Annotated in this window: 3 protein-coding genes; 2 read left to right on the plus strand and 1 reads right to left on the minus strand. The window is 45.2% G+C overall.

From position 1 onward, the window contains the following. Positions 1-13: 13 nt before the first annotated feature. Complete coding sequence (locus tag IPI99_08305; GenBank protein MBK7340516.1) at positions 14-370, minus strand: YraN family protein; 357 nt, start codon at positions 368-370, stop codon at positions 14-16. 376 nt (positions 371-746) lie between these two features. Here IPI99_08305 and IPI99_08310 point away from each other — a divergent pair, with 376 nt between their 5' ends. Together IPI99_08310 and IPI99_08315 are read left to right on the plus strand one after the other, a co-directional pair. Then, complete coding sequence (locus IPI99_08310) at positions 747-8,606, plus strand: hypothetical protein (GenBank protein ID MBK7340517.1); 7,860 nt, start codon at positions 747-749, stop codon at positions 8,604-8,606. After that, positions 8,551-15,993 carry a T9SS type A sorting domain-containing protein gene (locus IPI99_08315; GenBank protein MBK7340518.1) on the plus strand — a complete coding sequence of 2,481 codons (7,443 nt, stop codon included), beginning with the start codon at positions 8,551-8,553 and terminating at the stop codon, positions 15,991-15,993. Before IPI99_08310 ends, IPI99_08315 begins: the two co-directional genes overlap by 56 nt. Positions 15,994-16,147 lie beyond the last annotated feature (154 nt).

Here is a 16,147-nt window from a genome sequence, read left to right on the forward strand (position 1 = left end):
TAATTTTTTTATTTTAAAACCATGCATCTTGAAAGTGTTCTAACTTTACAAGTTTACTGTTTTTTAAAATAATTGCAATGACATCAAATCTAATTTCCCAGTTATGTTTAATTTTTTCCATATATACTGGAGCTGCTTCAGAAATTAGTTTTTGTTTGTGGTTACTTACAAATTCCTCTGGGGAACCAAAAAAATCATATGCTCTTGTTTTAACTTCTACAAAAACAAGTATTTGCCCATCCTTGGCTATGATGTCGATTTCTGCTCTTCCTGTTCGCCAATTGCAATCCATGATCTGAAAGTTCTTGGCTCTTAAGAACTCCCGAGCAATTTTTTCACCTTGAGTACCTTTTTGCAGATTGGACACCATTTTAGAATATGACTTAAAAATAATAAAATTTTGAAATTGCCTTAATTCTAATTGAAATTACTGGAGTATGTAATAAGGAAAATTTATTTTTATTTGGATTGAAATCCTTTGTTGCGAATTAATAGGGACAAAATTTTGGGTCAGCTCAAATTGGTGTTTTTTTGAAAAAAAAGTTCATTCCTCTTTAAAAAAAATAATTATTCTGACTTAGCAGGATTTTTCAAAACTTGAAATATATTTGTTGTCCCAAAAATAGCGCTTCAACTTTAACTGGTTCGAAGTAAGCCTCTACATATGTAGATAACCAAAGCAGACTCTTTTAAAAGACGAAATAGCTAAAATTCAAACTCATTGTTATTTTTTCGTCATATTAAAGATGTCAATAATATATAAACGCTTAGTACTCTTAGTTTTCTTGATTTTAGTGGCTGTTGATTCCAATGCGCAATTTGGATGCGACCCTAGTCCGATGCTCAATATGCATACTGTCAATTTACCCGCTGTTGGTAATATGGTGAGCATCAATACAAGCAGAGATGGAACAAACTGTTGTGGAGGTGCATCAAGATGTGTGCTATTCAAAGTGTATTTGGGTAGTGGTCTGTGCCTCACCATGAATATTCCAACTCCGGGTTCCACAATGGTATGGAAAGATAATTGCTCAATGCCACTTACCAATTTCAACAATATTAAGCCAGCATCTGGGGATTCAATCAGAATTCTAGTTTGTAAACCTGGTGCTGACAAGGAAACTTATAAATTCACAGCAGTTTCTTGTTGCGTGCTCGATGTAAGCTGCCCTTCCTCAAATGGTGGATTGTATGGATGTAGAGAGTCTTTTCCAGTACCTGTGACGGATACCATGGGTTTTCGCTTATTGGGTGGTTTAGTCCGAAATTTTTGTGATTCTGTGAAAATTACTTCCCAAGATTCTTTTAACACTGGAAAAGGTTGCATAGGAGATACTATGATACTTTATAGGACCTACAAAATTAAAGATAGCAGAGATTCCGTTTTGTGTCGAATTCTCTATAGGGCTGTTGATTCTCAGGCACCTATGATTTCTTGCCCACCCAATGTCACAATCAGCTGCGCAGCTGATACAAGTGCTATAGTACGAGGTTTTGCTACGGCCACAGATAATTGTGAACCATCTGCAGGAATCAAGATCATGCGCAGGGACAGCATCGTGGCAGGTGCCTGTGCGAATGCGAAATTTATCTACCGGATCTGGACGGCTACTGACAGCTGTGGCAATGCGAGCAATTGCACGCAATTGATCACCACAGAGGACAATACAGCACCAATGATAACTTGTCCTGCGGATCTGACGATCAGCTGTGAAGCGGATACGAGTGCTGCGGTACGAGGTTTTGCTACAGCTACGGACAATTGCGACCCTGCGGGAGGAATAGAAATTATACACAGGGACAGCATCGTCGCTGGGGCCTGTGCGAATGAGAAATTTATCTACCGGATCTGGACGGCTACGGACAGCTGTGGCAATGCGAGCAATTGCACGCAATTGATCACCACAGAGGACAATACAGCACCAATGATAAGCTGCCCAGCCAACGTTACGATTAGTTGCGCTGCGGATACAAGTGCTATTGCCCGTGGCTTTGCGACAGCTACGGACAATTGCGACCCTGCAGGAGGAATAGAGATTATACGCAGGGACAGCATCGTCTCTGGGGCTTGTGCGAATGAGAAATTTATCTACCGGATCTGGACGGCTACGGACAGCTGTGGCAATGCGAGTAGATGCACGCAATTGATCACCACAGAGGACAATACATTACCAATGATAACATGCCCTGCGGACCTTACGATCAGCTGTGAAGCGGATACGAGTGCTGCGGTACGAGGCTTTGCGACAGCTACGGACAATTGCGACCCTGCAGGAGGAATAGAGATTATACACAGGGACAGCATCGTCTCTGGGGCTTGTGCGAATGAGAAATTTATCTACCGGATCTGGACAGCTACGGACAGCTGTGGCAATGCGAGCAATTGCACGCAATTGATCACCACAGAGGACAATACGGCACCAATGATAACTTGCCCTGCCGACCTTACGATCAGCTGTGAAGCGGATACGAGTGCTGCAGTAAGAGGTTTTGCGACGGCTACGGACAATTGCGACCCTGCAGGAGGAATAGAGATTATACGCAGGGACAGCATCGTGGCAGGTGCCTGTGCGAATGGGAAATTTATCTACCGGATCTGGACGGCTACGGACAGTTGTGGCAATGCGAGCAAATGCATTCAGTTGATCACTACAGAGGACAATACAGCACCAATGATAAGCTGTCCAGCAAACGCTACGATCAGCTGTGAAGCGGATACGAGTGCTGTGGTACGAGGCTTTGCGACGGCTACGGACAATTGCGACCCTGCAGGAGGAATAGAAATTATACACAGGGACAGCATCGTCTCTGGGGCTTGTGCGAATGCGAAATTTATCTACCGGATCTGGACTGCAACTGACAGTTGTGGCAATTCGAGTAGATGCACGCAATTGATCACCACAGAGGACAATACAGCACCAATGATAACTTGTCCTGCGGATCTGACGATCAGCTGTGATGGGGATACGAGTGCTGCAGTAAGAGGTTTTGCTACAGCTACGGACAATTGCGACCCTGCAGGAGGAATAGAAATTATACACAGGGACAGCATCGTCGCTGGGGCCTGTGCGAATGAGAAATTTATCTACCGGATCTGGACGGCTACGGACAGCTGTGGCAATGCGAGCAATTGCACGCAATTGATCACCACAGAGGACAATACAGCACCAATGATAAGCTGCCCAGCCAACGTTACGATTAGTTGCGCTGCGGATACGAGTGCTGCAGTAAGAGGTTTTGCGACGGCTACGGACAATTGCGACCCTGCGGGAGGAATAGAGATTATACGCAGGGACAGCATCGTGGCAGGTGCCTGTGCGAATGAGAAATTTATCTACCGGATCTGGACGGCTACGGACAGCTGTGGCAATGCGAGTAGATGCACGCAATTGATCACCACAGAGGACAATACAGCACCAATGATAACTTGCCCTGCGGATCTGACGATCAGCTGTGATGCGGATACGAGTGCTGCAGTAAGAGGTTTTGCGACGGCTACGGACAATTGCGACCCTGCAGGAGGAATAGAAATTAAACACAGGGACAGCATCGTCTCTGGGGCTTGTGCGAATGCGAAATTTATCTACCGGATCTGGACAGCTACGGACAGCTGTGGCAATGCGAGTAGGTGTACACAGTTGATCACTACAGAAGACAATACGGCACCAATGATAACTTGCCCTGCGGACCTTACGATCAGCTGTGAAGCGGATACGAGTGCTGCGGTACGAGGCTTTGCTACGGCTACGGACAATTGCGACCCTGCAGAAGGAATAGAGATTATACGCAGGGACAGCATCGTGGCAGGTGCCTGTTCGAATGAGAAATTTATCTACCGGATCTGGACGGCTACGGACAGCTGTGGCAATGCGAGCAATTGCACGCAATTGATCACCACAGAGGACAATACAGCACCAATGATAAGCTGCCCAGCCAACGTTACGATTAGTTGCGCTGCGGATACAAGTGCTATTGCCCGTGGCTTTGCGACGGCTACGGACAATTGCGACCCTGCGGGAGGAATAGAGATTATACGCAGGGACAGCATCGTGGCAGGTGCCTGTGCGAATGAGAAATTTATCTACCGGATCTGGACTGCAACTGACAGTTGTGGCAATTCGAGTAGATGCACGCAATTGATCACCACAGAGGACAATACAGCACCAATGATAACTTGCCCTGCGGATCTGACGATCAGCTGTGATGCGGATACGAGTGCTGCAGTAAGAGGTTTTGCGACGGCTACGGACAATTGCGACCCTGCAGGAGGAATAGAGATTATACGCAGGGACAGCATCGTGGCAGGTGCCTGTGCGAATGAGAAATTTATCTACCGGATCTGGACGGCTACGGACAGCTGTGGCAATGCGAGTAGGTGTACACAGTTGATCACTACAGAAGACAATACGGCACCAATGATAAGCTGTCCAGCAAACGCTACGATCAGCTGTGAAGCGGATACGAGTGCTACGGTACGAGGCTTTGCGACAGCTACGGACAATTGCGACCCTGCAGGAGGAATAGAGATTATACGCAGGGACAGCATCGTGGCAGGTGCCTGTGCGAATGAGAAATTTATCTACCGGATATGGACGGCTACTGACAGCTGTGGCAATGCGAGCAGATGCACGCAATTGATCACAACAGAAGACAATACGGCACCAATGATAACTTGCCCTGCCGACCTGACGATCAGCTGTGATGGGGATACGAGTGCTGCAGTAAGAGGTTTTGCTACGGCTACGGACAATTGCGACCCTGCAGGAGGAATAGAGATTATACGCAGGGACAGCATCGTGGCAGGGGCTTGTGCGAATGAGAAATTTATCTACCGGATCTGGACGGCTACGGACAGCTGTGGCAATTCGAGTAGATGCACGCAATTGATCACCACAGAAGACAATACAGCACCAATGATAAGCTGCCCAGCAAACGCTACGATCAGCTGTGAAGCGGATACGAGTGCTGTGGTACGAGGCTTTGCGACGGCTACGGACAATTGCGACCCTGCAGGAGGAATAGAAATTAAACACAGGGACAGCATCGTCTCTGGGGCTTGTGCGAATGCGAAATTTATCTACCGGATCTGGACAGCTACGGACAGCTGTGGCAATGCAAGCAGCTGCACGCAATTGATCACCACAGAAGACAATACGGCACCAATGATAAGCTGTCCAGCAAACGCTACGATCAGCTGTGAAGCGGATACGAGTGCTGTGGTACGAGGCTTTGCGACGGCTACGGACAATTGCGACCCTGCAGGAGGAATAGAAATTATACACAGGGACAGCATCGTCTCTGGGGCTTGTGCGAATGAGAAATTTATCTACCGGATCTGGACTGCAACTGACAGTTGTGGCAATTCGAGTAGATGCACGCAATTGATCACCACAGAGGACAATACAGCACCAATGATAACTTGTCCTGCGGATCTGACGATCAGCTGTGAAGCGGATACGAGTGCTGCGGTACGAGGCTTTGCGACAGCTACGGACAATTGCGACCCTGCAGGAGGAATAGAGATTATACGCAGGGACAGCATCGTGGCAGGCGCCTGTGCGAATGAGAAATTTATCTACCGGATCTGGACGGCTACGGACAGCTGTGGCAATTCGAGTAGATGCATTCAGTTGATCACCACAGAGGACAATACAGCACCAATGATAACTTGCCCTGCGGATCTGACGATCAGCTGTGAAGCGGATACGAGTGCTGCAGTAAGAGGTTTCGCGACTGCTACGGACAATTGCGACCCTGCAGGAGGAATAGAGATTATACGCAGGGACAGCATCGTGGCAGGCGCCTGTTCGAATGAGAAATTTATCTACCGGATATGGACGGCTACGGACAGCTGTGGCAATGCGAGTAGGTGTACACAGTTGATCACTACAGAAGACAATACGGCACCAATGATAACTTGCCCTGCGGACCTTACGATCAGCTGTGAAGCGGATACGAGTGCTGCGGTACGAGGCTTTGCTACGGCTACGGACAATTGCGACCCTGCAGGAGGAATAGAGATTATACGCAGGGACAGCATCGTGGCAGGCGCCTGTTCGAATGAGAAATTTATCTACCGCATCTGGACAGCTACGGACAGCTGTGGCAATTCGAGTAGATGCACGCAATTGATCACCACAGAGGACAATACAGCACCAATGATAACTTGTCCTGCGGATCTGACGATCAGCTGTGATGGGGATACGAGTGCTGCAGTAAGAGGTTTTGCTACAGCTACGGACAATTGCGACCCTGCAGGAGGAATAGAGATTATACGCAGGGACAGCATCGTGGCAGGCGCCTGTGCGAATGAGAAATTTATCTACCGGATCTGGACGGCTACGGACAGCTGTGGCAATTCGAGTAGATGCATTCAGTTGATCACCACAGAGGACAATACAGCACCAATGATAACTTGCCCTGCGGATCTGACGATCAGCTGTGAAGCGGATACGAGTGCTGCAGTAAGAGGCTTTGCGACGGCTACGGACAATTGCGACCCTGCGGGAGGAATAGAAATTATACACAGGGACAGCATCGTCTCCGGTACCTGTGCGAATGAGAAATTTATCTACCGGATTTGGACTGCAACTGACAGTTGTGGCAATTCGAGTAGATGCACGCAATTGATCACCACAGAGGACAATACAGCACCAATGATAACTTGCCCTGCCGACCCGACGATCAGCTGTGATGCGGATACGAGTGCTGCAGTAAGAGGTTTCGCGACTGCTACGGACAATTGCGACCCTGCAGGAGGAATAGAGATTATACGCAGGGACAGCATCGTGGCAGGTGCCTGTGCGAATGAGAAATTTATCTACCGGATCTGGACGGCTACTGACAGTTGTGGCAATTCGAGTAGATGCACGCAATTGATCACCACAGAGGACAATACAGCACCAATGATAACTTGCCCTGCCGACCCGACGATCAGCTGTGATGCGGATACGAGTGCTGCAGTAAGAGGTTTCGCTACAGCTACGGACAATTGCGACCCTGCAGGAGGAATAGAAATTATACACAGGGACAGCATCGTCGCTGGGGCCTGTGCGAATGAGAAATTTATCTACCGGATCTGGACGGCTACGGACAGCTGTGGCAATGCGAGCAATTGCACGCAATTGATCACCACAGAAGACAATACGGCACCAATGATAACATGCCCTGCGGACCTGACGATCAGCTGTGAAGCGGATACGAGTGCTGCGGTACGAGGCTTTGCGACGGCTACGGACAATTGCGACCCTGCAGGAGGAATAGAGATTATACGCAGGGACAGCATCGTGGCAGGCGCCTGTTCGAATGAGAAATTTATCTACCGGATCTGGACGGCTACGGACAGTTGTGGCAATGCAAGCAAATGCATTCAGTTGATCACCACAGAGGACAATACATTACCAATAATAACTTGCCCTGCCGACCTTACGATCAGCTGTGAAGCGGATACGAGTGCTACGGTAAGAGGCTTTGCGACAGCTACGGACAATTGCGACCCTGCAGGAGGAATAGAGATTATACGCAGGGACAGCATCGTGGCAGGTGCCTGTTCGAATGAGAAATTTATCTACCGGATCTGGACAGCTACGGACAGCTGTGGCAATTCGAGTAGATGCACGCAATTGATCACCACAGAAGACAATACGGCACCAATGATAACTTGCCCTGCGGACCTGACGATCAGCTGTGATGGGGATACGAGTGCTGCGGTACGAGGTTTTGCTACGGCTATTGACAATTGCGACCCGGTGGGAGGAATAGAGATTATACGCAGGGACAGCATCGTCTCTGGGGCTTGTGCGAATGAGAAATTTATCTACCGGATCTGGACTGCAACTGACAGTTGTGGCAATTCGAGTAGATGCACGCAATTGATCACCACAGAGGACAATACAGCACCAATGATAACATGCCCTGCTGATCTGACGATCAGCTGTGATGCGGATACGAGTGCTGCAGTAAGAGGTTTTGCGACGGCTACGGACAATTGCGACCCTGCAGGAGGAATAGAAATTAAACACAGGGACAGCATCGTCTCTGGGGCTTGTGCGAATGCGAAATTTATCTACCGGATCTGGACAGCTACGGACAGCTGTGGCAATTCGAGTAGATGCACGCAATTGATCACCACAGAAGACAATACGGCACCAATGATAAGCTGTCCAGCAAACGCTACGATCAGCTGTGAAGCGGATACGAGTGCTGTGGTACGAGGCTTTGCGACGGCTACGGACGATTGCGACCCTGCAGGAGGAATAGAAATTATACACAGGGACAGCATCGTCTCTGGGGCTTGTGCGAATGCGAAATTTATCTACCGGATCTGGACTGCAACTGACAGTTGTGGCAATTCGAGTAGATGCACGCAATTGATCACCACAGAGGACAATACAGCACCAATGATAACTTGCCCTGCGGACCTTACGATCAGCTGTGAAGCGGATACGAGTGCTGCGGTACGAGGCTTTGCTACGGCTACGGACAATTGCGACCCTGCAGGAGGAATAGAGATTATACGCAGGGACAGCATCGTGGCAGGCGCCTGTTCGAATGAGAAATTTATCTACCGCATCTGGACAGCTACGGACAGCTGGCAATTCGAGTAGATGCACGCAATTGATCACCACAGAGGACAATACAGCACCAATGATAACTTGTCCTGCGGATCTGACGATCAGCTGTGATGGGGATACGAGTGCTGCAGTAAGAGGTTTTGCTACAGCTACGGACAATTGCGACCCTGCAGGAGGAATAGAGATTATACGCAGGGACAGCATCGTGGCAGGCGCTTGTGCGAATGAGAAATTTATCTACCGGATTTGGACTGCAACTGACAGTTGTGGCAATTCGAGTAGATGCACGCAATTGATCACCACAGAGGACAATACAGCACCAATGATAACTTGCCCTGCCGACCCGACGATCAGCTGTGATGCGGATACGAGTGCTGCAGTAAGAGGTTTTGCGACGGCTACGGACAATTGCGACCCTGCAGGAGGAATAGAGATTATACGCAGGGACAGCATCGTGGCAGGCGCCTGTTCGAATGAGAAATTTATCTACCGGATATGGACGGCTACGGACAGCTGTGGCAATGCGAGTAGGTGTACACAGTTGATCACTACAGAAGACAATACGGCACCAATGATAACTTGCCCTGCGGACCTTACGATCAGCTGTGAAGCGGATACGAGTGCTGCGGTACGAGGCTTTGCTACGGCTACGGACAATTGCGACCCTGCAGGAGGAATAGAGATTATACGCAGGGACAGCATCGTGGCAGGCGCCTGTTCGAATGAGAAATTTATCTACCGCATCTGGACAGCTACGGACAGCTGTGGCAATTCGAGTAGATGCACGCAATTGATCACCACAGAGGACAATACAGCACCAATGATAACTTGTCCTGCGGATCTGACGATCAGCTGTGATGGGGATACGAGTGCTGCAGTAAGAGGTTTTGCTACAGCTACGGACAATTGCGACCCTGCAGGAGGAATAGAGATTATACGCAGGGACAGCATCGTGGCAGGCGCTTGTGCGAATGCGAAATTTATCTACCGGATCTGGACTGCAACTGACAGTTGTGGCAATTCGAGTAGATGCACGCAATTGATCACCACAGAGGACAATACAGCACCAATGATAACTTGTCCTGCGGATCTGACGATCAGCTGTGATGGGGATACGAGTGCTGCAGTAAGAGGTTTTGCTACAGCTACGGACAATTGCGACCCTGCAGGAGGAATAGAAATTAAACACAGGGACAGCATCGTCTCTGGTGCCTGTGCGAATGAGAAATTTATCTACCGGATATGGACGGCTACGGACAGCTGTGGCAATGCGAGTAGGTGTACACAGTTGATCACTACAGAAGACAATACGGCACCAATGATAACTTGCCCTGCGGACCTTACGATCAGCTGTGAAGCGGATACGAGTGCTGCGGTACGAGGCTTTGCTACGGCTACGGACAATTGCGACCCTGCAGGAGGAATAGAGATTATACGCAGGGACAGCATCGTCTCTGGGGCTTGTGCGAATGAGAAATTTATCTACCGGATCTGGACAGCTACGGACAGCTGTGGCAATTCGAGTAGATGCACGCAATTGATCACCACAGAGGACAATACAGCACCAATGATAACTTGTCCTGCGGATCTGACGATCAGCTGTGATGGGGATACGAGTGCTGCAGTAAGAGGTTTTGCTACAGCTACGGACAATTGCGACCCTGCAGGAGGAATAGAGATTATACGCAGGGACAGCATCGTGGCAGGCGCTTGTGCGAATGAGAAATTTATCTACCGGATTTGGACTGCAACTGACAGTTGTGGCAATTCGAGTAGATGCACGCAATTGATCACTACAGAAGACAATACGGCACCAATGATAACTTGCCCTGCCGACCTTACGATCAGCTGTGAAGCGGATACGAGTGCTACGGTAAGAGGCTTTGCGACAGCTACGGACAATTGCGACCCTGCAGGAGGAATAGAGATTATACGCAGGGACAGCATCGTGGCAGGTGCCTGTGCGAATGAGAAATTTATCTACCGGATCTGGACGGCTACGGACAGCTGTGGCAATGCGAGTAGGTGTACACAGTTGATCACTACAGAAGACAATACGGCACCAATGATAAGCTGTCCAGCAAACGCTACGATCAGCTGTGAAGCGGATACGAGTGCTACGGTAAGAGGCTTTGCGACTGCTACGGACAATTGCGACCCTGCAGGAGGAATAGAGATTATACGCAGGGACAGCATCGTGGCAGGTGCCTGTGCGAATGAGAAATTTATCTACCGGATCTGGACGGCTACGGACAGTTGTGGCAATTCGAGTAGATGCACGCAATTGATCACCACAGAGGACAATACAGCACCAATGATAACTTGTCCTGCGGATCTGACGATCAGCTGTGATGCGGATACGAGTGCTGCAGTAAGAGGTTTTGCTACAGCTACAGACAATTGCGACCCTGCAGGAGGAATAGAGATTATACGCAGGGACAGCATCGTGGCAGGCGCTTGTGCGAATGAGAAATTTATCTACCGGATCTGGACAGCTACGGACAGCTGTGGCAATTCGAGTAGATGCACGCAATTGATCACCACAGAGGACAATACAGCACCAATGATAACATGCCCTGCTGACCTGACGATCAGCTGTGAAGCGGATGCGAGTGCTGCTGTACGAGGCTTTGCGACGGCTACGGACAATTGCGACCCTGCAGGAGGAATAGAGATTATACACAGGGACAGCATCGTCGCAGGGGCTTGTGCGAATGAGAAATTTATCTACCGGATCTGGACAGCTACGGACAGCTGTGGCAATTCGAGTAGATGCACGCAATTGATCACCACAGAGGACAATACAGCACCAATGATAACATGCCCTGCTGACCTGACGATCAGCTGTGAAGCGGATACGAGTGCTGCAGTAAGAGGCTTTGCGACGGCTACGGACAATTGCGACCCTGCGGGAGGAATAGAAATTATACACAGGGACAGCATCGTCTCCGGTACCTGTGCGAATGAGAAATTTATCTACCGGATCTGGACGGCTACGGACAGTTGTGGTAATGCGAGCAATTGCACGCAGTTGATCACCACTATTGATACGATTGCACCAATTGTCGAATGTAGAGATACAAACTTCGTTTATTCAGGCGATCATTATGTAATTGTTTATCCAGATTTATTTATTAAAAATCTAAGTGATAATTGTTCAGACCATTTTATTAAGAGCATTGACCATGACACGATATTCTGTAATAGAGGTTTATATCTTGATACAATTCAGGTATTTGTCGAAGATGAATGTGGTAATATTGGCACATGTTCTTCTATCGTTGAATTAATTGACATTACTCCACCTTCTATCACATGTCCACCTGATTTAACTATATCTCTGAACTCATGCGAATGTTTTGCCGATCTAACTGAAGATGGAATGGTAACGATAGCGGATCTGATAAACTTTACCGACAATTGTGATACAGCATTAACGTATATTCAACTGATGCCTACACAGTTTGGGATAGATTCAATTCCAGTTGGAGTCCATGAATTTACATTTGCTGGAATTGATGATTTTGGAAATGCAGATACGTGTAGTTTCCTGGTAACTGTATTAGGTTCACAAGGAGAGGAAATAATCTGTAATTCAAATATACATTTTTCACTTGATGAAAACTGCCAAGGTATTGTATATCCATCATTGACTGTCTTGAATAAAAACTGTAGCGATGATGCTTATACTGTTTTGTTGTTTGATGAACATAATATACCTATACCGAATCAAATTCTGACGAGGGAGTATATCGGTACTAAGATAACAGCAAAAACGTACTATAGATGTTCTCCTAATTATTGTTGGACAACTGTTTTGGTGGAAGATAAATTAGCACCTAAATTGGTGTGTCGTATAGATTCTTTGTATTGTTTTGAAGATAGCTTGATAATGCCGGATGTGATTGAAGCTTGTGGTGTTGCAAAAATAAATGTGATTGATGTGATTTATGAATCTATCATGTGTGATGAGAATGTGTTAGGTAAGAAAAAAGTTAAATATCAAGCTGTGGATTCTTATGGAAATAAAAGTGAAATATGTGAATCCGAAATTTATTTTAAAAGAATTCCATTTGATTCCATTGGAGCACCAGACTTTCAGAGTTTAACATGTTCCCAAAAGTATAAGAAGGATGCACAGGGAAATCCAGATCCATCAGTAACAGGGTATCCAAAATTTGGAGAATTCTTGCTCAAACCAGGAATGAGTTTAACTTGCAATATTTTTGTCAATTATACAGATCTCGATTTAATTACTTCAGATTGTAAAAAGAAAATCTGGAGATTGTGGAATATCAGAGAGTGGAATTGTGGAAAAGAAATTACTAAAACCTTAAATCAGTTTATTGAGATCATTGATAATGAAGCACCCGTTTTTACTAGCTCTCTCTCGGCTTTATTTGATTTGGAGACTGCGAATAATTGCGAAGCTATATTCTATTTACCTAAATTGGATGTAGTAGATAATTGTTCTCAGATTTCTCAAATTTGTTATTCAATTAATGGTTTTACAGATATTTACCATGAAGGAAAACAAGTTCGAATTCCATTAGGTAATCAAATATTGGCTTATATAGTTTCGGACGCATGTGGTAACCAAAGTACTTTTACTTCACAGATTAGGGTTATCGACAAAACTGCTCCTACTGTAGTTTGTGATGCGAATACTGTGGTGAGTTTAAATACAGATGGTGAGGCTTGGCTAAATGCAAATTCTATTGCTTCGGACTCATATGACAATTGTTCAACGATTACAATCCGAGGAAGAAGAATGGAGAATTCTCCTTGTTTGGTTGATTCTATGCAATGGTTGGATAAAATTTATTTTTGTTGTGAAGATATTGGTAAAACAATTATGGTTGCCATCAGAGTAACTGATCAAAGTGGAAACCAAAATATCTGTATGGTGAATGTAGAAGTCCAAAGTAAAGCACAGTTTGCAGTGGTGTGTTTACCAGACGTAATTGTAGATTGTTCCGCCCATCAATTCAAAAATGAATTGAGTGTTTACGGAAAATTTGTGCAAAAGGATACGGACCGTAAATTTATTGAAATCGATAGCTCACTACATCCCATATTTATTGGGCAAGCAATAGATGGATTAGTTAGTCACTCATGCAGTATAATTATTGATGAGCATGTTGATAGCAGTGGCTTGAATTCTTGTGGAATAGGTGTAATGAGGAGAGTGTTTTATTTTAACATGGCTAATCAAATCATAGATAGTTGTATTCAGTACATCACCTTCAGGTCATTAGATGCCTTAGAGGAATCTGAAATCGTGTGGCCACTAGATTTGGATACTACCGATGTGTGTAACCCACTTTTATTGCGGCCAGAAGTGCTAAAATCAAAGAATTACAGTTATCCGTATGTGAAAATAAATAGTTGTCGAAACATTTTGTTTTCTTATTCCGATGAAATATTTGGCGCTTCAGCTTCCTGTTATAAAATCCAACGAAATTGGTCTGCAATAGATTGGTGCAGCCAATTGCCAAATCGTTTACCGCATATTATTACATATCATCAAATTGTAAATGTGTCGAGTACGGATATTCCTCGCTTTGAGGGAACCTGCGAGGATATAGATTTGTGTAACCCTAATTTGGATTGTTCTCCAATGAAATGGAAAGCTAGTCATAGAGCAGTTACTCATTGCGGCTTTGATTCTTTGTTAAATTGGACGATTCGTTGTGATTTATTCAATGATAATGTTACAGATATCATCAAGTTTTCGTTGGATTCGGTATTTGATTTGCCAATGGGAACTCACTGGATCCATGTAACTGTTAGCAATGGTTGTGGTTTAGAGAACAGTTGTTCTTATTTTGTGAAGGTCAAATCTTGTAAATTACCGACTGTTTATTGTCGTACGGGTATAATAGTGAATTTGGAAGCCGTCGATAAAAATAAAGATGGAATTCCAGATGATGAGGAGGTAGTTGTTTGGGCTAAAGACCTTGATGCAGGAAGTTCTCAATCCTGTGGTCAACGACTTATTTTTAGTTTTAGCAAAGATACTTCAAACGTAAAAAAAGTACTGAATTGTGATAATATTGGCAGGAATGATCTGGAATTGTGGGTTACTGACGAATACGGAAACCAATCATTTTGTAAGACGATAGTAATTGTCGATGATCTAAATCAGGTGCCAATCTGTGATCAAAATTTAGCAGGATTGACAATTGAGGGTGAGTTGAAGACTGCTATAGGTGATGGAGTTGAAAATGCTGATGTTTTGATTTCAGGGGCGAAAAAATTCAATACATTTTCTGATGAATTGGGTGAGTTTTCATTTCAACATATTCAAAGGGATAAATCATATTTACTCAGACCATATAAAAATGATGATTGGCTGAACGGAGTATCGACTGCTGATATCGTTAAAATTCAAAAACATATTTTAGGTATTGAATCCTTCCAGACTGGGGCACTTTACATTGCGGGAGATGTAAACAGAAGTGGCACGATCACAGCACGAGATATCAGTGAATTGAGAAAGCTGATTTTAGGTGTTCAATCCAAAGTTGAGGGCAATACAAGTTGGCGCTTTATTGACCATGCGTACCCTTATTTATTGCAAAATTATGATCCGCTGCATGACAATTTGCCGGAGGAAGTTAGTTTAACTAAAACTGGTGCTTATTCATTTGTACCTTTTACAGGTATAAAAGTAGGAGATCTGAACGGCAACGTTAAGGCTAATGCACATTTTGGTCAGGTACAAGCCCGAACAACTGAACCGGTTAATATTTATACAGAGGATATCATTTTAATGCCGGGAACAGTCAATAAGCTTTCTTTTAATTTGGGAGAGTTAAACTCTGTTCTTGCCATACAGGGTACCCTAAGGTTTAATCCAGATTTGGTGAAGGGGGTTGTCGCTCATTCAAATTTATCGGAAGGGACTGGAACAGAATTTTTTAATTTGGAAGGAGTAAAACAAGGTTACATTTCCTTTGCTTGCCATACGGTACATCCTATCGAATCATTTCAGGAAGTTTTTGGACTCGAAATTGAAGTGAATCAATGGATTAAATTGTCTGATCTGATTAATTTGGGCTCAGATTTAACAAATGCAATAGCAGTAGATGAAAATCTTCAGGAACATATCTTGAGATGGAATGCTACAATTGGCAATGAGTTTGAAAAACAGGCATCAAGTATTTCCAGTCAACCCAATCCTTGGGCAAAGCAAACAAAAATTTATTTGCCAATAGGTGCAGGTGCATTGAAGAGTATTATGGTGTTTGACGCCGCTGGAAGAAGGGTATATCATGAATACAATCAGTTTGATTCGAAACAAAATTACATTGAATTAAACCGTACAAAAATTCCTTCATCAGGCGTTTATTATTACAAAATCTACACGCAGCATGATGAATATTCTGGTAAAATGCAGGTTGTGGAAGATAAATAGAACTCGGTTAGGAAAAAGAAGGGGATAATTGCAAGCTTAAGATCAAGTAAATGAAGGACATTATTCCTTAATGAAGTCTTGAGTAGTGTTCTGGACATAAATATTTATTTAGTGTTTTATCCCATAAACCGGAATGAGTTAGAAAATAGCCAAA

It is taken from the genome of Saprospiraceae bacterium, assembly GCA_016710235.1.
Classification (GTDB): Bacteria; Bacteroidota; Bacteroidia; order Chitinophagales; family Saprospiraceae; genus Vicinibacter.